At 55.7% G+C, this 22420-nt stretch carries 21 protein-coding genes; 7 read left to right on the top strand and 14 right to left on the bottom strand.

What is annotated here, in order from left to right:
- Positions 1–16: 16 nt before the first annotated feature.
- From FRD01_RS10050 to FRD01_RS10075, 6 genes are all read right to left on the bottom strand, one after another.
- Positions 17–2221 carry a helicase-related protein gene (locus FRD01_RS10050; protein ID WP_146959262.1) on the bottom strand — a complete coding sequence of 735 codons (2205 nt, stop codon included), beginning with the start codon at positions 2219–2221 and terminating at the stop codon, positions 17–19.
- Positions 2222–2241: 20 nt separating this feature from the next.
- A complete protein-coding gene (locus FRD01_RS10055) occupies positions 2242–2730 on the bottom strand; it encodes a hypothetical protein (RefSeq protein WP_146959263.1) in 489 nt (162 codons plus the stop codon).
- Positions 2727–2984 carry a twin-arginine translocase TatA/TatE family subunit gene (locus FRD01_RS10060; protein ID WP_146959264.1) on the bottom strand — a complete coding sequence of 86 codons (258 nt, stop codon included), beginning with the start codon at positions 2982–2984 and terminating at the stop codon, positions 2727–2729. Before FRD01_RS10060 ends, FRD01_RS10055 begins: the two co-directional genes overlap by 4 nt.
- A 9-nt stretch (positions 2985–2993) precedes the next feature.
- Positions 2994–3794, bottom strand: a complete 801-nt coding sequence (locus tag FRD01_RS10065; RefSeq protein ID WP_146959265.1) for a CPBP family intramembrane glutamic endopeptidase — start codon at positions 3792–3794, stop codon at positions 2994–2996.
- Between the two features lie 87 nt (positions 3795–3881).
- Positions 3882–4562, bottom strand: a complete 681-nt coding sequence (locus tag FRD01_RS10070) for a hypothetical protein (RefSeq protein WP_146959266.1) — start codon at positions 4560–4562, stop codon at positions 3882–3884.
- 9 nt (positions 4563–4571) lie between these two features.
- Positions 4572–5258 (bottom strand): hypothetical protein, encoded by a 687-nt coding sequence (locus FRD01_RS10075; RefSeq protein ID WP_146959267.1) that lies wholly within the window; start codon positions 5256–5258, stop codon positions 4572–4574.
- A gap of 166 nt (positions 5259–5424) precedes the next feature.
- Here FRD01_RS10075 and fghA point away from each other — a divergent pair, with 166 nt between their 5' ends.
- A complete protein-coding gene (gene fghA / locus FRD01_RS10080; protein WP_146959268.1) occupies positions 5425–6243 on the top strand; it encodes an S-formylglutathione hydrolase in 819 nt (272 codons plus the stop codon).
- Here the strand turns inward: fghA and FRD01_RS10085 are convergent.
- Positions 6240–8270, bottom strand: coding sequence for a transglycosylase domain-containing protein (locus tag FRD01_RS10085; RefSeq protein WP_146959269.1), 2031 nt, complete (start codon positions 8268–8270; stop codon positions 6240–6242). The two genes, fghA and FRD01_RS10085, sit on opposite strands and share 4 nt — an antisense overlap.
- 66 nt (positions 8271–8336) lie before the next feature.
- Between FRD01_RS10085 and FRD01_RS10090 the strand changes: the two genes are divergently transcribed.
- Positions 8337–8525, top strand: coding sequence for a hypothetical protein (locus FRD01_RS10090; RefSeq protein ID WP_146959270.1), 189 nt, complete (start codon positions 8337–8339; stop codon positions 8523–8525).
- Positions 8526–8528: 3 nt separating this feature from the next.
- Here the strand turns inward: FRD01_RS10090 and FRD01_RS10095 are convergent, their stop codons facing one another.
- Entirely contained in the window at positions 8529–9467 is a 939-nt protein-coding gene (locus FRD01_RS10095; RefSeq protein ID WP_146959271.1) for a hypothetical protein, read from the bottom strand.
- 73 nt (positions 9468–9540) lie between these two features.
- Entirely contained in the window at positions 9541–10362 is an 822-nt protein-coding gene (locus FRD01_RS10100; protein ID WP_249756153.1) for a DUF4846 domain-containing protein, read from the bottom strand.
- 121 nt (positions 10363–10483) lie between these two features.
- Here FRD01_RS10100 and tkt point away from each other — a divergent pair, with 121 nt between their 5' ends.
- Positions 10484–12484, top strand: a complete 2001-nt coding sequence (gene tkt, locus FRD01_RS10105) for a transketolase (RefSeq protein ID WP_146959273.1) — start codon at positions 10484–10486, stop codon at positions 12482–12484.
- On the opposite strand, the gene larB is transcribed toward tkt, so the two are convergent.
- Positions 12462–13217, bottom strand: coding sequence for a nickel pincer cofactor biosynthesis protein LarB (larB, locus tag FRD01_RS10110; RefSeq protein WP_146959274.1), 756 nt, complete (start codon positions 13215–13217; stop codon positions 12462–12464). The two genes, tkt and larB, sit on opposite strands and share 23 nt — an antisense overlap.
- A gap of 92 nt (positions 13218–13309) precedes the next feature.
- Here larB and FRD01_RS10115 point away from each other — a divergent pair, with 92 nt between their 5' ends.
- Together FRD01_RS10115 and glmS are read left to right on the top strand one after the other, a co-directional pair.
- On the top strand, positions 13310–14485 hold the full coding sequence (locus tag FRD01_RS10115; RefSeq protein ID WP_146959275.1) for a hypothetical protein: 1176 nt from the start codon (positions 13310–13312) through the stop codon (positions 14483–14485).
- Between the two features lie 42 nt (positions 14486–14527).
- Complete coding sequence (gene glmS, locus FRD01_RS10120) at positions 14528–16357, top strand: glutamine--fructose-6-phosphate transaminase (isomerizing) (protein WP_146959276.1); 1830 nt, start codon at positions 14528–14530, stop codon at positions 16355–16357.
- Here glmS and FRD01_RS10125 read toward each other — a convergent pair whose 3' ends face one another.
- The 3 genes from FRD01_RS10125 to FRD01_RS10135 all read right to left on the bottom strand — a co-directional run bounded on the left by FRD01_RS10125 (position 16358) and on the right by FRD01_RS10135 (position 20599).
- Entirely contained in the window at positions 16358–17359 is a 1002-nt protein-coding gene (locus tag FRD01_RS10125; protein WP_249756154.1) for a deoxyhypusine synthase family protein, read from the bottom strand. It lies immediately after the preceding gene.
- Positions 17360–17423: 64 nt separating this feature from the next.
- Complete coding sequence (locus FRD01_RS10130; protein WP_146959277.1) at positions 17424–18908, bottom strand: DUF1552 domain-containing protein; 1485 nt, start codon at positions 18906–18908, stop codon at positions 17424–17426.
- Positions 18905–20599, bottom strand: coding sequence for a DUF1592 domain-containing protein (locus FRD01_RS10135; protein ID WP_249756155.1), 1695 nt, complete (start codon positions 20597–20599; stop codon positions 18905–18907). The genes FRD01_RS10130 and FRD01_RS10135 overlap by 4 nt, the downstream gene beginning before the upstream one ends.
- A 205-nt stretch (positions 20600–20804) precedes the next feature.
- Here FRD01_RS10135 and FRD01_RS10140 point away from each other — a divergent pair, with 205 nt between their 5' ends.
- Complete coding sequence (locus FRD01_RS10140) at positions 20805–21212, top strand: hypothetical protein (RefSeq protein ID WP_146959279.1); 408 nt, start codon at positions 20805–20807, stop codon at positions 21210–21212.
- 31 nt (positions 21213–21243) lie between these two features.
- Positions 21244–21486: a hypothetical protein gene (locus FRD01_RS10145; RefSeq protein WP_146959280.1), complete on the top strand. Its 243-nt coding sequence runs from the start codon at positions 21244–21246 to the stop codon at positions 21484–21486.
- Between the two features lie 5 nt (positions 21487–21491).
- Here FRD01_RS10145 and FRD01_RS10150 read toward each other — a convergent pair whose 3' ends face one another.
- Positions 21492–22331 carry a dienelactone hydrolase family protein gene (locus FRD01_RS10150; protein ID WP_146959281.1) on the bottom strand — a complete coding sequence of 280 codons (840 nt, stop codon included), beginning with the start codon at positions 22329–22331 and terminating at the stop codon, positions 21492–21494.
- Positions 22332–22420 lie beyond the last annotated feature (89 nt).

The raw sequence follows: 22420 nt of genomic DNA on the forward strand, positions 1-22420 counted from the left end.
ATAATCCGGTTGTGGTTCAGTCCATTGCGACACAGAGTACGCAAGTTACCAGCGCGTCGTGGTCGATTTCAACACCGTCCAATTTCGACTCGAATTTTCGGAATATCATGGACGCCTGTGTGCCGGAAAGTGGCGAGGCACTCGACAGTTCGGCGAGTATGCGTTCACCCTCGCGCTGCAGGCCCTTCGGCGGAATTCCGCTGGCATCGGCTAGTGGGATCATCCGAGGAGAAGCCACACCCTTACCTTCGAGCAAGAGCAAATAAACGCCGCGCAGACGTTTGCGCAACTCTTTGTCGAGCTTGACCGCACTTACACGCCCCATGCGGCTATCTTCGAGCTCGGCCAGCAGAGACTCGACGAGTTGATGGCCGTTGGCGAAGAAATCGAACAAATCGCTCCTCACCGCTTCGGCGCGATCAAAGGTTCCGAGGAATCGTGTGCCCTCGTGAAGCCCCGGGATCGCGTCAACCACGACACCACCGCCGTACTCGAAGAAATAGGCCGCACTTCCCTCTTTCTCCACCACATCGAGCCCGAGGCGCTCGGCGGCCTGGAGGACAAATTTCTGCGTCAGACTATCGAGGTCCGCTGGAATCCTGCGCATCACAGCTTCAGACTCTTCACGCACGTGTGAGTCGGGGAAAGACCAGCCAGCATGACGCTTGGCACCCATCGTCGCTTCTTCAAAAATGCGCATCGACTCGTAGTTCTTGGCCACATCGTCATCAGGCTTTCGGAAGTAGACAATCGGGATAGCTTCTGTACGCCCGATGCGGTCGAGACGCCCGATTCTTTGCTCCAAAACCATCGGATCGCGCGGCAGATCGAGGTGTACGAGGACGTCGCAAAACTGGAAGTTTCGCCCTTCGCTTCCCGCGCCCGAGGAGACGAGAACCGGCGATTTGGAGAGTTGAAATTGTGCCAACTCAATGTCACGTGCCCCAGTACTCATGCGCTCGTGGAACATGAATACGCGTCCCATGAGCTCGCGCGTGAGCACATCATTCAAGGCCTGTGCGCGAGTAGCATTTTCAACGAAGACAAGGGCCTTCTTGCCCTCATTTTTCCACTCGTTCGCCGCTTTAACTAGCCACGCAACGCGAGGGTCTTGAACCTCGAGCGGACCAGAAAAGTCCTCGATATCGACTGGATTGGGGACACGTTTACCCAGAGCATGAATATCGTCTCGGGTGACGGCCGAAACATTGGAGACCTGACGGGTTCCATCTTCGTCTAGAATCTCGAGTCGAAGCGCCTCGGCAATCTTCAGGAAGACTTCATCACCTTTGTCCGCATCCGACTGAAACGGTGTGGCTGTCAGGCAAAGAGCGTGCTTTGCACGCGCCACCAAAGGCAGGATCACATCGGCCGTCTCGGAGTCCGCAACCTGGTGCGCCTCGTCCACAATCACTAAGTCCGGCATCGCTTTTTCGAGAAGCAATTGAAGGTCTGGACGCTTCTCCAAGAGCTCAAGGCTCAGGATACTCAACGGGTGGATCTCGAACGGGTTCGCGCGCTTGCCAAAATCCTTGGCCACCGAATCCACACGTTCTTCGTCGATATGCACAAAGACCTGATGGAACTTGCGATAGAGCTCACCAAGCCACTGCACGGTCAAGGTATCCGGCGCAAGGATCAGTGCCTGCTCAACGCGGCCTTGCCGAACGAGCGACGACGCGATCATACACGCCACCACAGTCTTTCCGAGGCCTACCTCGTCGGCGAGCAGCCAACGCACCTCGTCGCGCGCGACGGCACGCGCTGCGGTGTCGAGCTGATGGGCGAAGAGCTCAACGCGGCCCCCCAAAAGGCTCGCCACGTCCACATTTCGCCTGTAGTTCAACAGCTTATAACCATCGAGTCGATGCAAGAGCTCGCCGTGGGCATCAAGCTCACCTTCGGCCAACTTATCGACGAGAGTCTTCGGCTTGTAGACCGGCCAAAGTGTCTGGATCTCGGCGCGTTTGCCATTGTCCAAAAGCGCGATACGCCCTTGAATACTGGTGATCTTTGCAACTTCGCCCTCCCCTTGGATCTGGACGTCGTCGCCAGGGAAGAGCTCAACGGGCGCCAATCCACCATGATCCGTAGAGAGTCGCATCGTGGCTGCGGTTGACGGGAAGAAGACGTCGATAAAGCGGCCATCGACGGCCGTAATGATGCCCACACCGAGCTCTGGAGAGACCTCGCGTATCAGCTTGGTACCTGGTTGCCACATGGATTCGGCCTGAATAAGGACTATTCTTCGGCTTCGATGCCGGTATTGATGAGTTTCTCGTTGGTTTCTTCGTTGATCGGCTCAGGCTCAAGGCCTCCGGTCATCACGATGCGCGTGAAACCGCCCACGTCGTCCACCTCGAGCGGGGTTCGTGGAAAGACCACGGTTCCGATTCCGGCATAGGAGGCAAAAACGATCGAAGTCATGAAGAAGGCTTTGAGGACCTCGCCGCTCGTGATTCCGGCGAGGACAGCGAAGGTTGAGCCTCCGACGATGAGCGCGCCCACCACACCTGCGTCGCGCAGGAAGTAGCCCAGCACGTTGATGATCACCGTAGCAATCAGCGCTCCGATGAATCCGTTCTGCTCAGGGTCAACGCCCATAAGGCGGAAACCACCCAAAATCACGAGTAGCTGCACGATCCCGCAGAGCACATAATAGGTGACTGGCGTCCAGCTCAGCCCGCCAGATTGCGCCAAAAGGGGAAGATCAAAGAGTAGGAAATTCATGGGGCCTCCTCAATCTCGGCGTCTTCGATGCCGGGTGAGCGGGTGCCGGGCTTAGGCCCGGTATGTTTGATATCTGGCGCTTCCTCAGAGAGATGAACTGGCGGATCCTGAGGATCTGGGTCGCCGGTCTCGTAGCCTTCTTTAAAGCTCTCCTTGGCCTGCTTGATATCCTTGCCAAGCGTGTTCAATTTCCCAAGGCCAAAGACCAAGAGAATGATCACGAGAAGAAGGACAATTTCGGTTATGCTGAACATGAATACACTTTAGCGAAAGACCATGACGATAATGTCGTAAATCGCGTGCGTGTATACCGCGACCGCAAATCCTCGCAAATAGAAGATAGCAGCCAGAAGGATCCCTGCAAAGAATCTGAACAAGAATGACCCCATGGTGAACGCATCACCGAGCGGTCCGACGTAGTGAATCGCGCTGAAGACGAAGCTCGAAATGAGTAGTGCCGCAATCGCAGCCATCCAGCTTGGGATATCCATGACCTTGCGCGCCAGCCAATAGAGCCCGCCCATCCCGATCAAGCGAAACACGGTCTCCTCGTAGATACCGGCGCCAAGACTCAGCACTACCTTGGTGATGATGCCCCATTCGCCCTCGGAGCCCGTGGCCAAAAGCGGCGAAAGTCCGAGCGTAGACATGAGCTGAATCACCGCAGTGCCAAGGAACATCGCGTAGATGGTGCTCTCGAGGAGGATGAACGGAAAGAGACCTGGATGCCATGTGCCTTTATGCCTGAGAGTGGCGAGCGTGATGGCGAAACCGGCGAAGATTGCCCCGTTGATGCCGAGATAGACGCCAAGACTGCCGTCCGAAATCAACCACATCACGTCGGAGACGAAGTCCACACCGTTTCTAACCCCGCCGGTCATCAGGATACCGATCTGATAGATGATGAAGAGCGGCATCACCAAAATCAAGCTTGTTCCGAGGTCTTTCGACTCGTCGAAGTACGACCCAAACTTTCCCTTCGCGACCTTTGCCTTTGCGCTCGGCTTCTCAGTCTTTGCAGATTTTACGGGCTTCTTCGCGTCTTGTTTTGGCTGCTTTGGCATTCAGACCCTCGTGTCCAGTTCCGAAGACATAACATCTTTGCCATGCTTTTTAGTCCCATGTCTACGAGGGGCCAAGGAGCCAAGACCTCAGAATTCAACGGACGGCGAAGAAATGCACGCCACAGGCACCTTGTCGGGTCTACCAAAATGAAATCGACCGCGAGTCTCGGTTCCGTCGGGGCGACTAATCGTGAACGGACCATGAAGCACCAGCGATTCGTTGGTGCTCTTGTGCCGAGCTAAAGGCCCACATGAAATCGTCTTGCTCGAGTACTTGAAAAATCCCAGGATCGAGGTTGCGGCTGAGTAATCTGCGGCATTCGACTCGTAGGCTTTGGTACTCAGGGTAGAATTGCAGCCTGGAATCTCCACATCCTCGGTGAAGATTGGCAAGAAGCTCGCCACCACCGCTATATGCACCAAGAGCAAGATCCCAAGTCCCTGTCTGACACTCTTCACACTCTTCTGAGACCATGCGGCCGCGCTCATCACAGCGAGCAAACCGATATACAAAACCCTCAAGTGCGGCAGAGCGAGCTCATAGTCGAGCTGTACCTCAATGCCTGTGAGCAGGACGAAAAAGAGGAGATTCACCGACATGTAAAGGGCCACACCTTTTGAGACTAGGTCCCACTGCGTGGACTTTCGAAGAAAAAAAAGTCCACCTGCCAGGAGTCCTACATGAGCCAAATGTCGGTATAGACTCCAAGTGTCCACTTCCACGTTCGACGCGAAAACCTCATAGAACTCGCCATGCCATCCACACATAGAATCTCCTTAGAACTCGACGGGCTCTGAAACCGAGGTACATGCGATCAGTGGGTCCTTGGTGGTCCCAAAGCTGAACCGACCATATGAAACGCTGCCATCGCCGCGACGAATGGTGAAGGGGCCGTGATACACCAGTGATCTGGCTTCGAGTGATGTTTCCACTACGGAATCGCAATAGTGTCTTTCCGGGACGTCTCTTAGAAGCCAAGTACTCGACATCGCCTCCGAGTACTTTGTCGCGTTGGACTTATAAGCCTGAGTGGTCATTGTTGCGCCGCAGCCCGATATCTGAAGCTCGTTGGACCCCAGAGGCATAAAGCTCACTACTACTGCCGCATTGAGAAGTAGAAGTGTACCAAAGGCCGCTCTTACGGCTTTCGGGCTCCTCGTGAACCACACGGCCACGCAAAGGACAACGAGAAGGGCCAGATAGAGAAACCTCAGATGATGTCCAACAAATCTGTTTTCATCGATGAGGAACTCAAGTCCAGAAAGTCCCAGCATATAGGCTAGATTGAGTGAAATGTATGCCGCCCCGACCTTTGCCGAGGCATCCCAGCTCTGAGTCTTACGTAAAAGACTCAGACCGGCCGCAAAGATGCCGACATGAACGAGATGACCATAGAGTATGGCCGTGTCGAGCTTCGCGCCGGAAGTAAAGATTTCATAGAACACGCCGGTATTTGAACACATAAGCTCTCCCTTATTGATGTCCAACTATCTGCTCTTCCTGTGTTTTCCGGACGTCCCCCGTGTGAATCTGGTATGAATTCTTTCCGCCGTGTTTGCCCCGCGCACCTTGTCCAACGCCTTTGTCATCCTGTAGACATCGGTATCCAGAGACCCAAAAGGAATCACCATGAAAAAGATCGAATCACACAGAAGTTTTGCTGGCCATCAAGAGGTTTGGGAACATCAGTCCGAGGTTCTCGGAGTGCCTATGAAAGTGGGAGTCTGGGTACCCGATGGCGCTGACCACACCACGCCTGTTCTCTACTTCTTGAGCGGCCTGACCTGCACCGAACAGAACTTCATCACCAAATCCGGATTTCAGAGAATCGCGTCTGAACTCAAAGTTCTAGTCGTCGCACCGGATACGAGCCCACGCGGCGAGGGAGTCCCAAATGATGACGCCTACGACCTTGGACAAGGCGCGGGTTTCTACGTCAATGCCACTCAGGCACCGTGGTCCAAGCACTTCAAGATGTACGACTACATCACCAAAGAACTCCTCGCTTTGGTCGAGAACCAATTCCCGAACTCCGGCAAGCGCGGCATCTTCGGGCACTCCATGGGAGGCCATGGAGCCCTCATGATAGCCTTGAAGAATCCGGGTATGTTCCAAAGTGTGTCGGCCTTTTCACCGATCGTCGCGCCGACCCAGGTGCCATGGGGCGAAAAGGCGTTTGGCGCTTATCTTGGGCCAGATCGCGAAGCGTGGAAGGCATGGGATACCTGTGAGTTGATCAAGAGTGCGAAGGAGCGCCTGCACATCCTGGTGGATCAAGGCGCTGACGATAATTTTTTGCCGCAGCTGCAACCAGAGTTGCTTAAGGAGGCGTGCGAGGCACATGACCACCCCTTGACTCTCAGAATGCATTCAGGCTTTGATCATAGCTACTACTTCATCTCGACCTTTATCGAAGATCACTTCAGACACTTTGCCTCAAGCATCTAAAACTCCGTGTAGAGTTGGTCCACGGATTGAGCCTGACGCGTAGCTTTGGAAGGTGCCCAATCGTAAGGTTTGGTACGGGGCAGAAAGGGAAGTACATCTGAGCCATCTTTCGAGAGGAGACCAGAGGTCCGGTCGATGGCATGGAACTCAATCCGCTTGGGCGCATTCTCGGGGCTCAGATCCAAAGTTCCCGGCGCAAACTCCTCAAAGAAATACTCAAACACTGGCATCGCCACACGCGCGGCATTTTCTCGCCGACCGAGCGGAGTATCGTGCTTCTCCGCGCCTATCCAAACAATATAAACTCGCTCACCGTCAAGCGCCGCAAACCAGGCGTCGTACTGATTAGTGGTTCCAGTCTTTGCCGCCACGTTCCATGCGTTATCGAGCTCGTAGGCAGTGCCTCGGACGACCACTCGGCGAAGAAGATTCATCATGACGAAAGCGACTTCGGGACTCAAAACCTGGGTGGGGCGAAGGGTTTCATCTGCGCGATGATCTGTACCGCCAAGACTGAGATAATCATGAGAAACTGAGCCATCTGGCATTTTGAAGTACGCGATGTCTGCGTAGGGCATGGAGAGGCCACCGCGCTGAAACGCTGCGTACACTCTCATCATCTCGAAAACCCGAACACAGCTGGCACCGAGTGGCATAGAGCGTGCCGGGTCGATCAAAGATTCCACCCCCATCGTCCGCGCGCGCTTGATGATAGATTCGTACCCGAGATGCTGTGCAAGCCTCAACACTGGGATATTGCGGCTGGCGGCGAGCGCATCGGCGAGCATCATGTATCCGCGAAAGTCAAAGTCGGCATTTCTGGGGTTCCACACGGGTCCGTAAGCTGTCTCCATCTCAAGAGGCAGATCGTTCAACATGGTAGCCACGCTGATCCCCCTCGAAACTGCTTCCGCATAGACAATCGGCTTGAAGAGGCTCCCTGGCTGCCTACACGCTTGGCGCGACCGGTCGAACTCCGACGAGCCCTCAAAGGCTGTCCCCACAGACGCAAGGACCCTACCAGTCTTGGTATCAGCCACCATCATCGCCCCTTCAAAGACTGGAGGCTCACCAGAGTCCGGCTCCCACGTCTTTTCTTGTCGTTCCATGAGTTCCAAGACGCCTTTGTGGAGAGCCTCACGCGCGCGCCCCACCAGCGCAAGGTCTTCCTGGACCACCACGGTGATTCCTCCTTTTTCCCACGCATCTTCGCCGAAGTGTTCGCTCAGTGCGCGCCGAGCGCTCGCCAGTAACTCACGGTGGACGGACGGCGCAGGGGTTTGTGCGAGCTCGATTGGAGTGCCTCGGAGCCTTTCAGCCTCGGCAGGTTCTAAGACTCCCGTCTCGGCCATTCGCCTCAAAACTCGATCGCGCTCCCGACGTGCGAGCTCAAGATTTGCGTGAGGGTTGTAGACGCTCGGTGCGGGCAGCACTCCTGCAAGGGTTGCAGCCTCCACAACGCTCAACTCCCTTGGATCTTTGTGGAAAAATCTCCACGAAGCCTGAGTCAAGCCTGTAGCGTTCGACCCAAAGAACACACTCTTGAGATAGACGTCGAGTATCTCATCTTTGGTGTAATGCTCCTCGATACGTCTTGCGAGCAAGATCTCGCGAATCTTACGGTCATAAGTACGCTCCGAACCTACGAACTGCCTGGCCAATTGCTGAGTGATGGTACTTGCGCCCTGAGTGATTTTCTCGCCTCTCCAGTTTGCCAGTGCGGCACGAATCATACCGCGAACACTGAACGCATGGTGCGAATAAAACTCGTGGTCTTCGGCGGCGATGAAGGCCTGTGGAACGTGCGCCGGAAGCTCGTTCAAGTGAACAGGTTTTGTGGCAAATGCCCCGTCCATCCATTGCCCGTCTAGGGTCTCTATACGGCTCGGAAATGTGGGCTCCAGCGAACGAATTTCGGGCAAATCTGGGGTCTGAAACGTATTTCGAAAAACTACGACACCTACAACGACCCCGAGAATCGTGACGAAGAGCAATACTAACCCGAAATTTCGCAAGATTTTCGTCATCGCACTTTTCTCGATGTCCAGGCATCGTTAGAATAGGGAGTAAGATTAGAACAGGTCGAGCAGTATATGGAAACCATCCTCAACGCAGTCTATCAGCTTTCTCCCATCGTGGCGTATGACGCGCTCCAAAGTATGAGCACCACCGATAAGGTGCTCCTTTATCTCGGAGCAAAGGCCGTGATTCTACCGATTGCTGCCGGCCTATCCTTCAAAGAACACGTGAAGTTCACTCGCAAACTCGGCTCTCAAGGTTGACGTTCAGGACGTTGACGGACTCACCGTCCGTGATGTCAGGGAATAGCGAACTAAGAAATCACGCATCTCCGGCCATTCTACGCCTAGGTAGTCGTACTCATTTGGACCGAAGCCGGGCTCCGGCCTTGCGGCCTCGACCAGGAGTTCAAAATCAGCGGTTTGAGTCATACCGAGGCGTTCCATCGAGAAGGCCATCAAGACCCTTAAGCTTCGCAGCGTAGGCGGACGAACCACGTCCTCGGCGAGTGTCCAATTATCCCGAATCTTGGTCACAACTTCGCGAAAATTGCCGCGTCGCGCAGCCAAGAGTGCTTCGAGAATCACGAGACGAGGGAACTCGTCGTGAGGAAGAAGTTTCTTGGATTTGGTGAGGTAGTCATTGGCCTCTTTCGTCCAACCCATAAGCGCCGCACACGAACCCATCTCGATGAGCAAGAGCGGCTCGTAGCCACGATGAGCGCCCCATCGAAACGCCCTTGAATAGTAAACGGCATTGAATATCGAAAACGCGCGCTGCAACCGCCCCTCGAGCATATGTGCGACCCCTCGATTGAACACAAAGACGGCGTGCCCCCAGGTCCGCTGCTCGGTTCGGGCCAACTCTTCAAACTTCTCGCCGGCCTCCTGAACATGCCCCGCATTAAGCAATTTGATGGCCTGCATATTCGCGTCAACCGCCCAAACTTGGCGGCGCCGCGCCGTCCAGAATGCGGCGAAGACCACGGTAAACAGAGCCATGACCACAAAAAATGAAGGCGCAAACATCCCGAGGAAAACCACCGTCAGAAGGCTTGTGCCCACAAAAAGAGGCACGGTTTCCCATAACGAATGACGCCGCGGTCGAAGATGGTCTTCGGCGGGCATCAAGTCCGTCCTCTTAAGGCGCGTCTCCAGGGAGTCTTGAGGAGTTGCGATTCGGATGAGTTCTGTGGATTGAGGCATGTACTGTCCGGCTAGGCCACGAATCGAGCTAAAGCTCAGCTTAAGTTTAAGATGTTCGAAAGAGAATTCAAAATCATAAGTTTTTAAACCTCAAAAGTTGAGAACCTTTGAACGGTCCCCAGGAAGGCGTGACCAGTTGCTCGTCGGCGCTTTCCGGGAGTTCGAACCATACACCATCGATAGCGTTTGATGCCTTGATCACGTGAAACTCTTGAGCAGGCATAAACCCCTGGCCGAGAATTGCCATCTTTTTCCCGTCTTTGACCGCGATATCCAGAACGATCACCACATGACCGGGACCACCCGGCTGGTTGTAGAAATCTCCGATTTGAACATCTTTGGGCTCGGGCTTGATGCTGTCGCGATGGAGCGATTGGGTGCCCGCGTACATGAACACGGTATTGAGCCATCGCCTGAAGTTCTTACGCGAACTATCGTTTGCGCCACTCATAACGCGCTCAACCTTGGAGCCTTTCACTTTATAGCGTTCTCCCTTCGCCCAGGCCGGCCAGGTCGTAAGGTCTCCGCTCGTGAAATGGTACTTTAGCCATTCGGGTTTCTTTTGCTCCCAGAGCCACTCAGCGTGCAGTCGAATCACCGAATCCGCGCACTGTTGCAGGTCGCGCGTGCCGACGTCGATATTGACGATATGTGCGGAGGGACTCTTGAGTCGCTCACCGTCAAACGCTTTGACCCAGGTGCGATCTTGGCGAATCGGGAGCGTGCGAAGAAATGCCGCAAACGAGCCTTCCTCTACATCCACCCGAGTCCATCCTTCGGGGGGTTGAACTACATCGGACAAGGGCTTTGTTTCCACATCTGCCCACGCGAGCCCCGGCCCCAAAAACACCAAACAAAGCGCCAATAAACCCATCAATCTTGCAAAATTCGCCAAAACTTCCTCCCTTCTCCAAGTCCTCGCATACCCCTCGTTCGTCGACTTTACGTTGACAGCAGAAATCTCAATAGGCACAACTTCTCCGGACTCGAACTCATTCCAACGGCCGGAGATTCCCATGACGAATATGCTCGCCGAGCTCAGCATCAACACAATTCGAACACTCTCGATGGACGCTGTCCAGAAAGCCAATAGCGGCCATCCCGGAGCACCGATGGGACTCGCGGCGGCGGCTTACGTCATTTGGAAGCGTCACCTGCGTCATAATCCAGCAAACCCCCATTGGGCAAATCGCGATCGATTTGTGCTCTCGAACGGACACGCGTCCATGCTGATTTATTCGCTCCTCCACCTCACAGGGTACGAGGTCCCGATGAGCGAGATTCAGAACTTCCGTCAGTGGGGAAGCATCACGCCAGGACACCCCGAGGTGGGCATGACTCCTGGGGTTGAGGTCACCACAGGGCCGCTCGGCCAAGGGCTTTCGACCGCGGTAGGCATGGCGATTGCCGAGGCACAGCTTCGCGAGCGCTACAACGGCATCATCGACCACTACACCTTTGGAATTTGTTCCGATGGCGACCTCATGGAGGGCGTGACGGCCGAGGCGTGTTCGATTGCAGGGCACCTTGGGCTCGGCAACCTGATTTTCCTTTTTGATGACAATCAGATCACCATCGACGGCCGCACAGACATTACGTTTACCGAAGACGTCTTGAAACGATTCGAGGCGTACGGATGGCACGTGGATTCGGTGTCTGATGGAAACGATATTGAAGCGATTGACGCGGCCATCAATCGGGCGAAGTCGATTCGAGACAAGCCGAGCATGATCGCCGTCAAGACGACGATCGGCTTTGGCTCACCGAACAAAGCTGACACGTCCGGCTCGCATGGCTCACCGCTTGGGGATGCCGAGATCGCGCTGACGAAGAAGGCGCTCGGGTGGCAATGGGAGATTCCGTTCTTCGTGCCGACCGAGACACGCGAACATATGGACGCTCGTGCCGAAGGTGCTGAGCGCGAGGCGACGTGGCTTGAGAAGTTTGAGGCGTGGCGAACGGAGTCGCCCGAGGCAGCACAGGAACTCGAACGCCGCCTTTCGGGAGAGCTTCCGAGCGGACTCGGCGATGTCTTGCCGAAGTTCGAGCCGGATTCCAAAGGCATGGCCACCCGCAACTCAGGCGGCAAGGTCATTGGCGCGTTGTACGAAGTTCTGCCTGAGCTAACTGGAGGCTCGGCTGACCTCGCGGGCTCGACCAAAACGCTCCACCCAAAATTTGGCGTGATCGAGACTGGCAAATTCAACGGTCAGAACATTCATTACGGGGTGCGTGAGCACGGTATGGCTGCGATTGCGAACGGCATGTGCTTGCATGGTGGTGTGCGCGGATTTGGGTCTACGTTCCTGGTGTTCGCCGACTATATGCGCCCTGCGTTGAGAGTAGCCGCGCTGAGCCATATTCCGTCGCTGATGGTGTTCACACACGACTCGATTGGACTCGGCGAAGATGGCCCAACTCACCAGCCTGTGGAACATCTGGCTAGCCTCAGGGCGATTCCGAATTACGTGGTGTTGAGGCCTGCTGATGCCAATGAGGTCGCCGAGTGTTGGATGGTCGCGCTAAAGCGAAAAGACGGCCCGAGCGCTCTGGTGCTCACGCGTCAGGATGTACCGACTTATGACCGCAAGGCTCTCGGTGGGTTTGGCGATGCGACGCGCGGCGCGTACGTGCTGGCTGACTCAGAAGGCACACCCGACGTGATCTTGATCGCCACCGGCAGTGAGGTTCAATGTGCCGTTGAGGCACGTGAGGTCTTGGAAAAGGACGGCATCAAAACTCGGGTTGTGAGCATGCCTTCATGGGAGGTTTTCGATGCTCAGCCTCAGGAGTGGAAGGACCGTGTGCTTCCTCCAGACGTGACGGCGCGCCTGAGTATCGAGGCTGGCATCGCGATGGGTTGGGAGAAATGGGTTGGACCGAAGGGCGAAAGCATTGCGATGACGGGCTTTGGTGCGTCAGCGCCGGCAGAAGTTCTCTTTGAGAAGTTCGGCTTCAGTGCTCAAAATGTTCATGCCCGGGCTAAAGCACTGACTACGCGGGCTCAGTCCGCGTAAGCAGCCGATTGATCTTGGTCGCGTGAACGGCAGCTCCAAAGCCGTTGCCAATATTCATCACCGCTACTCCAGGCGCACACGAGTTCAGCATCGTGAGCAAAGGCGCGACGCCTTGAAACGCTGAGCCGTAACCTACGTCGGTTGGAACAGCGATGACCGGCTGAAGTGCAAGCCCGGCAACAAGGCTTGGGAGCACGCCGTCCATGCCAGCACAGATGATCAAGATTCCGGCACGATCAAGACGCCCAAGCTCCACCGCAATCCTCGAAATCCCAGCCACACCCACGTCGTAGAGTCGCTCGGTAGGGTTACCAAAGAGCTCGCTCATCACAGCCGCTTCCTCGGCAACCGGCGTGTCCAAAGCACCCGCGGAAATGACCAGAACCGTGCTTCTTTTTGGGTCAGGCTCCGGAGCCTTGGTGGCCACCACACGCGCCTTTTCCCAATGAATGAGTTTGTCTCCTAAGTCCTCGAGAGCGGCCCAAACCGGCGCTGTGACACGCGAAGCAATGAGTTGTTCACCGCGACTCAAATAGTCTTCATAGATCGCGCGCACTGCCGCGGGGTCCTTCCCCTCGGCCAAAATCACTTCGGGTACACCTGTTCGCAGCTTTCGGTTCTGGTCGAAGCGGCCGATGATATGTTGTTCAAAAGGCTGTCTCGCGATGCGTTGAGCCGCCTCTTCCTTCGTGATTTCGCCACGTTCCATGGCGTCGAGTATTTCGAGAATCATATTTGATGTTCCATATTGATTTCAGGTAAATGGCGTGGCATTGCCACTTTCGCTAAGATGCTTTGGAATTGTTGATGTAACGGAGAAGTTGGATGTCACGTCTTATTATTTTGCTCGCCCTTTTGGGAATGGTCGGCTGTTCGGATGACTCCTCACCTTCTGGACCCTCGCCCAATAACTCGACCAACAATTCCACGAATAATCCCACCAACAATTCGGGATCGAATAACACAAATCAGACCAATCAAAATACCTCGAACAACCCTGAAGACATGGGCGTCACCGAGGATATGGCGTCGGACATGCCTGAGCCCGATATGGCAGAGGATATGGAGCCGGATTTACCAGCGATTGAGGACTTCCCGTGCTTCCATCCCTCGTCGGAGACAGGGTGCCCTGAGGGTGAATTCGGTGGCGGGGCGATGTTCACTGCCATGGAATTGCCCGAAGACAACTCGTGCTGTTTTGACTTCAACTCGGATGGCGCAACGGATAACCGGTTGGGCACCCTCTTGGGAATCGCCACTAGCCTTGGGTTCGACGTGAACGAGGGTCTCGCGGAGGCGTTGCAGTTTGGCGACGTCATCTACGTCCTTGAATTCGCAAATCTGGCCAACACGACCCGAGATTCCGAGTTTGACCTGACCTTCTACACAGGCCGAGATACCGACATCGACTTCGAGCCAAATTTTGCGGGCAACGGGTCAGTCTACCTCCGAGGTGACGCATTCAACTCGGAGATGCCTATCGACCCGAAATGGCAGTTTAGCGAGGCGAGCCTGAGCGAAGGTGTAGTCGAGGCGTCTGGTGGCACCATGCTCCTTGAGTTTCCAGGCCTTCTTGAGGAAGTCCGAATTCAAGCGATCAATGTTCGCCTTGAAGCCAATCTCTCGTCGGACTCCGACCTGGCCGCAGGCGGGCGCGTCACACTTAGTCAGGGGAAATTGGGCGGAATCATCCTGCGAGATGACTTCTACGGATCACTCAATGATGCGTCCAAGGCGTGCGAGTGTTTGAATCGAGAAGTCTATGACCAACGCGCAAGCGGTACTTACGCGTGCAACTCCACATTGGCCGACGAGACCGCCTGCCAGACAGCCTTGCCCGGATGCCGATTCCTCGCCTCCAGCCAGTATTGTGGCGTGCTCGGAACCTTGAGTGGAAACGTCGATATCGACACCGATGGAGACGGCGACAATGACGGTTATAGCTTCGGCGCAACCTTCGAAACCGTAGGAACAAAAATCGAGGGAATAGATCCTTTCTGAGAAGGTGCTATAGCTTGTCTAACTCGATCACGGAGGACGTGTATGTGTGGAATCGTAGGTTATGTGGGCGACAAGGAATGCGCCGAAATCTTGTTGAGTGGTTTGAGAAGACTTGAGTATCGCGGCTACGATTCTGCCGGGATTGCAATTCAGACAAGCGAAGGCATTCGGGTGGCACGTGCCGAGGGCAAGCTCTCAAACCTGGATAAGGTTTGGCGAAACGAACCCTTCGACGGCACCATTGGCATTGGACATACACGTTGGGCCACGCACGGGAGCCCCGTGGAGCGCAACGCGCACCCACATCGAGCCGGGCGCGTGGTTCTCGCGCATAACGGAATCATCGAGAATTATTCGGCACTCAAAGAAGAGCTCATCAAGGCGGGCTGCGAGTTTCGAAGCGCTACAGACACAGAAGTGGTGGCGCACCTGATCAATCAGGCGCTCGAGGAAGTGGGCGACCTTCACCAGGCCACCCAACGCGCGTTGGGACAAATCGAGGGTTCATACGCTCTCGTAGTCATGGACACCGAGGACCACGAGACTCTGGTCGTCGCACGCAATGCCTCACCTATGGTGCTTGGCCGCTCAGGCGGTGCGGCGTTCGCTGCGTCGGATATCCCAGCGGTCTTGGAGCACACGCGCGATTTCATCTTCCTCGAAGACGGTGATACAGCGGTGATTCGGCGGGCTGAGACTCGAATTTTTGACGCGAGCGGCGAAGAAGTTAAACGCGACGTCAAACACATCAACTGGGACCCCATTTCGGCCGAAAAACAGGGCTACAAACACTTCATGCTCAAAGAGATCTTTGAGCAACCAGCCCGCATCGTAGACACCCTGCGTGGAAGAATTCTTCTGGACCGAGCCGACGTGGACCTGAGCGAAGTCGAGCTTGACGCCGAGTGGTTGGCGCAAGTTCAAAAACTCACTCTGATTGCGTGCGGGACGTCTTATTACGCAGCCCTTGTCGGCAAGTACATGATCGAGTCCATCGCGCGCGTACCGGTCGAGGTGGACCTCGCGAGCGAGTTCCGATACCGAACTCCTATCGTCACCGAAAACACGCTCTGCGTGGCGATTAGCCAGTCTGGCGAGACAGCAGATACCCTTGCAGCGATGAAGTTGGCGCGCGGACTTGGCGCAAAGGGCTTGGCCATTTGCAATGTGATCGAGTCCACCATGGCTCGTGAAACCGACGGCGTGCTCTACACGCATGCCGGCCCAGAGATCGGCGTCGCATCAACCAAGGCGTTTACCACGCAGCTTGCGGCATTGGGCCTTTTGGCCGTGTGGTTGGGACGCCGCCGTGGCACGCTCGATGCCGAGCAGGCCGCGGTGCATCTTGACGCCCTAAGAACCGTTCCAACGGCCATGGAAGAGATTCTAACCGACCTCGAGCCCTACGCTGAGATTGCGCGTGAGTTTGGCCAAGCGCACTCTTTCCTCTACTTGGGCCGCGGTATTCTCTACCCCATCGCCTTGGAGGGTGCGCTCAAGCTCAAAGAAATCAGCTATATTCATGCTGAGGGCTACGCTGCCGGCGAGATGAAGCACGGGCCAATCGCGCTGATCGACGAAGAGATGCCGGTCGTGGTTCTGGCTCCGCGAAATGGGGTTTACGACAAGACCTTGAGCAATCTCGAAGAGGTTAAGGCGCGCGAAGGAAAGATCATTGCCATCGGTGCCGACGACGACAACGAACTGCGACGACTCGCCGATATTTTCATTCCAATGCCGGAAGTCGCCGAAGTCATCCAACCCCTGGTTGCGTCAGTAGCGGTGCAGCTCATCGCCTACTATATCGCGGACTTCAAGGGCACTGACGTAGACCAGCCCCGAAATCTGGCGAAGAGCGTCACCGTTGAGTGATTACCAGCCGAGCACGTAGGCAAAGATAAGTGGCGCCACAATCGTGGCGTCCGACTCGATCACATATTTTGGGGTGTCGATTCCAAGCTTACCCCAGGTGATCTTCTCGTTGGGAACTGCGCCCGAATACGAGCCGTAACTCGTGGTCGAATCGCTAATCTGGCAGAAATAGCCCCAGAGCGGCACGGAATCACGCTGCAGGTCTTGGTGCAACATGGGCACGACGCAGATCGGGAAATCGCCTGCGATACCGCCACCAATCTGGAAGAACCCCATGGAAGAGTCCTTGGTGACCTCGGTGTACCACTGCGCGAGCTCCACCATATACTCGATGCCGGAGCGCACCGTGTGCACGTTCTTGACGTCTCCTTCAATCACGTGGGCCGCAAAGATATTGCCCATCGTGGAGTCTTCCCAACCCGGTACAAAGATGGGCAAGTCCTTTTGCATGGCAGCGTAGAGCCACGAGTTCTCCACTGGAATCTGGTAGTATTCTTCGAGCTTTCCAGACTTTAGGAGCTTGTACATGAACTCGTGCGGGAAGAAGCTCTGACCTGCCTTATCGGCCGCCACCCATTCTTCGAGAACCGCCTTCTCAAGGCGGCGCATGGCCTCGTGCTCAGGGATACAGGTATCCGTGACGCGGTTCATATGGCGTTCGAGCAGGGCCACTTCGTCCTCTGGCGTCAGGTCTCTGTAGTTCGGGATTCGTTCGTAGAACTCATGCGCCACAAGATTGAAGACATCTTCCTCAAGGTTGGCGCCGGTACACACGATGGCGTGGACCTTATCTTGGCGAATCATCTCGGCCAATGAGAGCCCGAGCTCAGCCGTGCTCATGGCACCGGCGAGCGTCACAAGCATCTTGTTGCCGGCGTCGAGGTGAGCGGCATATCCGTGCGCCGCGTCCTTAAGGCCTGCGGCGTTAAAGTGGCGGTAATGGTGGTCGATAAAATTCGAGATTGGGCCTTTGGGCATGTCTTTCCTTGTGCGTGTACTCATGGAATCCGTCCGCGTGAATGTATACGCGGGCTCTCCTCCCTTGTAAACGCGGGCTCAGGAACGACTAGGCGATCATTCCAGGGATCTCGCCGCCACGCGGCTGATTGTGTCCCTCACCACCTTTGTGGCCAAAATCCTCCACGGGCTGCCCGGCTGCCTCGCCAACGCCCACAGCGTTGATGATGGTGTTGAAGAGCTGGTTATGGGGCACCCAGTTGTCGGAGTCGCGGTTACCCGTATCGCGGGCATCAATATAATGGCCGGTACGCAGATACCCGCCAGCACTGCCCGCCAGCACGTACGGAATATTGCGATAACCATGCCCCACGCCATTGGCCAGGTCGTTGGTCCACATGGCCACACAATCGTCCAAGAGCGTGCCGGAGTCCGTGGTGTACCCGCTCAGTTGGTCCAACAAGTACTTGAACCATTGCGCGTGAAGCCGGTCGATCTGGTAGTGCAGGTTTGCCGCGTTCTCGATCGACGGTGCAGAACCTGAAGCCCCGTCGCCTTGGATACGGTGCGAAATCCAGTGAAACGGATATTCCGGGCCATTGATGTTGTACGTCGTTTGGTCGTTTCCGTTGCCAATCTGCAAGGTCACAGCGCGCTTGAGATCACACGCAAAAGCGAGCGCAATCACGTCCATGAACATTTTGGTGATCTCCTCAACCTCCGCGGGGTCGCGATGCAGCTCCATATTATGCGCGTTCTCCAGGGTCGCCCATTGCTGCTCAGGCAGGTGGCACGCCAACATACGGACTTCCAAGTCTCGGATGGAGTCTTGATGGAGCTGCAAACGGTTGATGTCCGCCTGGCTCATTCCCGGGCGGCGGCGCAAGTCCTGAAGTTGCTCGCGCAAGAGGTCGTTCACACTCTTTCGCTTCATCGCGATCTGGTTTTCCAGATACTCGTTCCCCTGATCAGAAGGCGATCCAAAGAGCGAGAGATAAACATCCCACGGACTTCTCTGAGCCGCGCGAAGCCGACCATTTGTCTCGCCAGGCGCGGGTTCTCGGTACGAGAGCACCTCGTCCAGATAGCTCGAGGAGCGGCCAGACGCCAGGGTAAGGGGCTCGGGATCGCCAGGCACCAACATGCGCTGGATATAGTTATCCAATGACTCACCGGTGGCCAAAGAGCGATTGCCCGAAGGCGTGGCCGATGGAGGCGTTGCGGTCAAACACTGATTGCCGCCGCCAGAGTGCCCGCACCCATTGCCTGGGAAGGAGAACTTGGTGCCATCCACAATCAGGAGCTTGTCATAATAGTCCGCGAGCTCGCCGGTTGAACGGAGGTCGCCCGCATTATCAAGGCGCTGCATCATCTCACGCGTCAGCTGACCGCGCTCCATGGGCCAGAATTTTTCGGGCTCGGAGCCGGCGGCCTGCGCTACACCGTTGCCCGAACGCATGGCCACAAAGAACTTGGGCTTGACCATGTCTTGCGCCATGGCTCGCTTGGCTTCAAAGAGGTCCAGAAAAGGCAGGGCCATGGTTACGCCAAAGGCGCCCTTGAGGAAGTTTCTACGGTGCATGACTCTTTTCATTGCTGACCTCCGTCGCGCTTAAGGAAGACGTCGTTGACGACCAATCCAGCGATGAGTTCTTTGATGGCGAGATTACTTGCGTGCGAGGCCTGCGCAACGCGCGCAATCAACGGTTTATCCCCGGCGAGCGGGAGGCGCCCGTGAAGGTACTCGAACCAATGTTCGGCGTAGCACTCGTGGGCCTGCGGGCTCTCGGCGACTTGCTCGATAAAGTCCAAAGGACCCTCAAATGAGTTCAGCTCCTGATCAAACGGCAATGTTCCCGACGCATCCACGGGATACTCGCCTTCCTGAGTGCGCCACTGACCGAGCGCGTCGTAATTTTCAAATGCGTAGCCTGCCGGATTGATCATAGGTGTGTGGCAGGCACCACCGCATTCGCCGGTCGCGTTCTCGATACGCTCTCGGTTTGTATTTCCCTGGACACCGTCTGGAATTGAGAAGTTATCAGGGGGCAGCGGAATCACGTTGCAGAGCACCTTCTTGTTGACGAAAACTCCGCGATGGATGGGGTTTGGGTCGTACTGGGTGGCATTCATGGCCAGGAAGCCTGCGCGCGTCAGGATTCCCGCGCGTTGTGATTCGTCGAGCGAAGCCTGCCCAAAGGGCTCGGAAGGCGGGTTGATACCGTAAATCCCGGCCACCTCGTCATCCGCAAACACTGTGCGCGAGAGCATCAAATCGCGATAGGTACCGTCCGACCCAATCGTATGCGTCAGGAATAGCTCCATCTCGGTCCGTAAGACTTGTGGCGTAGTCTCGGAAAAATTAGGAAAGAGCGACGCTTCTTTTTCCATCTCGGAGAAGTGCGCAAAATCGAAGAGTTGAGCGTGAAAATCGAGGACTACATCGAGCGCACGTGGATCGTCCAACATCCGGTCGACCTGCGTACGAACACCCTCAGCACTATCGAGCGCTCCAGCCTCAGCTGCGTCCAAGAGGGCTTGATCTGGCGTGGTGTTCCAGAGCGCAAACGCCAACCGGGTCGCACGCTCGTAGCCGTTGAGATTAGTGATTCCCGCACCACCAGACCCTTCGATCCGGTAAACAAAATGCGGGGATTGAAGAAAGCCGCGTAACGCAAGCTCCACACGATCCTCCCACGTGGCGTTATCTGAGGACTCCACGGCTGTGTCCATGAGGGCCACCATTAGGTCTACCTCCGCCGTGCTGAGTGGGCGGCGCCAGGCCTTGAGCCCAAAGTCCTCAACGAACACACGTGAGCGCTCGTTCAGATCGTCCGGCAAATTTGACGGCATGATTCGCGCCAGGGCCGCGGGGTCATTGACGACCTGCTCCGCGAGTTGTTCTGCGGCGGCGCGGTAATTATCCCAGAGCACGGGTTCCACGCTGAGCTCGTCCACCATACGGTCGAACGAGCCGGTCCCCCGGGTGTCCTTGATAAAGGCGTCCGAGAGCCCAGACGTGAACTCGAGCTGAAGAAGGTCTTTGGTGGCCCGCTCCCACTGCGTATGAGTGAGCCTTGACGCCATGGGAGTAGCCGCAGGTACGGGTGTCTCGCATGCGGCGCCCTGGCAAGGAAGCTCCGGGAAAGGATCGATCTGCGTGTTGTTTGGGTCCACCACCGTGTTCGGTGGTGGCGAGTCAGCCGCCAAATTGAGCTCGCCCTTACAAGCAGCGCCGCTCACGAGCAGCACAAGGGCTGCCGTGCACATGCCAGAAAATTTCACGTGTTGCTCCTTCTTAGGTCCACGCGGTTCTCTCCGCGTGACTTGCTCGTCCATCGTAAGCAACATCCTACCGAATTCTGCGGAGATATCCAATCGAGGACCACCTCCACTAAAATCACCCTGAGCATAAAAATGAAAAAAATCCTCAACACTTCTCCAAATCGTCCGAAAAAGAATTGAAGAAGGAGTTTTGTTTGGAGGATTTATGGAAGCAAAGAAGCAGATTTTTCACAATCAACACGAAAAGTGGTGCCTCAACGTAGCGCTACCATTTTGTGGCAAAGTGATTCGACATCGTGCATTTCGGCAGTATTTGGTGGTCGATGCACAGATTCGACTGGATCGTCCTTTGGAAATCTGGGCAGATCTGAGCCCGTATCTTGTCTCGAGAAACACGTTTATCGAGCATTTCTCAAACTCCGTAAGCTTGGCGTGCTTTGCGTCGTCCCAGGAGAAGATTTTTCACGCCCATGGGTCCCAGTGGACTATGGGTGAAAGGACCTCTAGACTTTGGCACAACCTTTCTGGTTGTAACCTCACGATTACCTTCGGGTCCGCGCTACGACTGGCTCAGAATGAGCACTCGGGTTCCGAAGAACACATCAGAGTATGAAAGAGCAACGGCTTTGATAAGGAGCGAGAAAATGGATAGAATGACACAGAAGAGTGTGAGTGAGAGTGTTATGGAACTGATGATAAACGGCAAGACGCCTTTCGATTTGCAAGACGACTTGGACAAAATGAGAGACGAGCTCGCCAAGGCTACTCGGGTCACTGACGAACTGAAGATGCGAGCCGAAGAGGAGAAGAGGCGAGCCGAAGAACGCGTCAACAAACTGGAGATGGAAGTCGAAGAACTCAGGCGCCAGCTCGCTGAGAAGAAGTAGCCCGACTAGAGATTGTCGCGGAAGAAGGCGAGCGTCTTGGCCCATGCATCCTCGGCCTCGGCCTTGGAGTAATTGTTGCCGGAGGGATTGGCAAATGCGTGGTCCACGCCAGGGTAGATGATGATTTCGGCGTTTTTGCCAAGGTCTACAAGCGCGGACTCAAACGATTTCACGCCTTCCACCGGAATACCTTTGTCTTCGGCCGCGAAGATGCCCAGAACAGGCATGTTGAGTTTCTCAAGCGCGACAGGATCGTCGATCACGCGGCCGTAGTAGATGACGGTGGCGTCGATTTTATCGGGTGACATGATGGACGCGTTGAGCGACCACATCCCTCCAAAACACCAGCCCATGATTCCGACCTTGGTCTTGCCCTGTCCTTCGAGGAACGCAAAAGCCTGCTTGAGGTTGTCCTCGAGCAACTCCTTGTTCTGCATGGATGCCTGCATCAATTTGGTGGCATCTTCTGGTGTGGTCGCAGACTCACCCGTATAGAGGTCCACCGCGAGCGTCACGTAGCCTTCGGCAGCGAGTTGGTCCGCCATGTTCTTGATGTTGTCGTTGAGGCCCCACCACTCGTGGATCATGATCACAGCAGGCTCATCACCGGTGGCGTTGGCGGGCATGGCCATATGACCTTTGACCTCAACCCCGTTGATGGTGGCGTAAACAACTTCTTTGGTGGTCACCTCATTGAGAGGCTGCTTTTGGGATTCATTGGCGTCAGCCGTGTCCTCCGAATGCTCTTTCGCCATCGCATCTACGTACTCGTCTTCGGTCTGAGTCTTTGACGTACTCGAGCACGCCACACTGAGCATCAACGCCGCAATCAACATGATTTTCATAAGTTCTCCATTTGTGGATTAGAAAGTTACTGCCGTGTGGAGATGCTCGAAGGCATGAAAAAGGTTCTGATGAGCGCGAGCTCCTACCT

The organism is Microvenator marinus (genome assembly GCF_007993755.1).
Taxonomy (GTDB): Bacteria; Myxococcota_A; Bradymonadia; order Bradymonadales; family Bradymonadaceae; genus Allomicrovenator; species Allomicrovenator marinus.

Coding starts and splice junctions, on each gene's coding strand:
- FRD01_RS10125 (WP_249756154.1), bottom strand. CDS start 17,359: ATGAGTACACGCACAAGGAAAGACATGCCCAAAGGCCCAATCTCGAAT.
- FRD01_RS10075 (WP_146959267.1), bottom strand. CDS start 5,258: ATGTGTTCAAATACCGGCGTGTTCTATGAAATCTTTACTTCCGGCGCG.
- FRD01_RS10070 (WP_146959266.1), bottom strand. CDS start 4,562: ATGTGTGGATGGCATGGCGAGTTCTATGAGGTTTTCGCGTCGAACGTG.
- FRD01_RS10085 (WP_146959269.1), bottom strand. CDS start 8,270: ATGACGAAAATCTTGCGAAATTTCGGGTTAGTATTGCTCTTCGTCACG.
- FRD01_RS10140 (WP_146959279.1), top strand. CDS start 20,805: ATGGAAGCAAAGAAGCAGATTTTTCACAATCAACACGAAAAGTGGTGC.
- tkt (WP_146959273.1), top strand. CDS start 10,484: ATGACGAATATGCTCGCCGAGCTCAGCATCAACACAATTCGAACACTC.
- fghA (WP_146959268.1), top strand. CDS start 5,425: ATGAAAAAGATCGAATCACACAGAAGTTTTGCTGGCCATCAAGAGGTT.
- FRD01_RS10050 (WP_146959262.1), bottom strand. CDS start 2,221: ATGTGGCAACCAGGTACCAAGCTGATACGCGAGGTCTCTCCAGAGCTC.
- glmS (WP_146959276.1), top strand. CDS start 14,528: ATGTGTGGAATCGTAGGTTATGTGGGCGACAAGGAATGCGCCGAAATC.
- FRD01_RS10145 (WP_146959280.1), top strand. CDS start 21,244: ATGGATAGAATGACACAGAAGAGTGTGAGTGAGAGTGTTATGGAACTG.
- FRD01_RS10115 (WP_146959275.1), top strand. CDS start 13,310: ATGTCACGTCTTATTATTTTGCTCGCCCTTTTGGGAATGGTCGGCTGT.
- FRD01_RS10095 (WP_146959271.1), bottom strand. CDS start 9,467: ATGCCTCAATCCACAGAACTCATCCGAATCGCAACTCCTCAAGACTCC.
- FRD01_RS10130 (WP_146959277.1), bottom strand. CDS start 18,908: ATGAAAAGAGTCATGCACCGTAGAAACTTCCTCAAGGGCGCCTTTGGC.
- FRD01_RS10060 (WP_146959264.1), bottom strand. CDS start 2,984: ATGTTCAGCATAACCGAAATTGTCCTTCTTCTCGTGATCATTCTCTTG.
- FRD01_RS10150 (WP_146959281.1), bottom strand. CDS start 22,331: ATGAAAATCATGTTGATTGCGGCGTTGATGCTCAGTGTGGCGTGCTCG.
- FRD01_RS10055 (WP_146959263.1), bottom strand. CDS start 2,730: ATGAATTTCCTACTCTTTGATCTTCCCCTTTTGGCGCAATCTGGCGGG.
- FRD01_RS10090 (WP_146959270.1), top strand. CDS start 8,337: ATGGAAACCATCCTCAACGCAGTCTATCAGCTTTCTCCCATCGTGGCG.
- FRD01_RS10065 (WP_146959265.1), bottom strand. CDS start 3,794: ATGCCAAAGCAGCCAAAACAAGACGCGAAGAAGCCCGTAAAATCTGCA.
- larB (WP_146959274.1), bottom strand. CDS start 13,217: ATGATTCTCGAAATACTCGACGCCATGGAACGTGGCGAAATCACGAAG.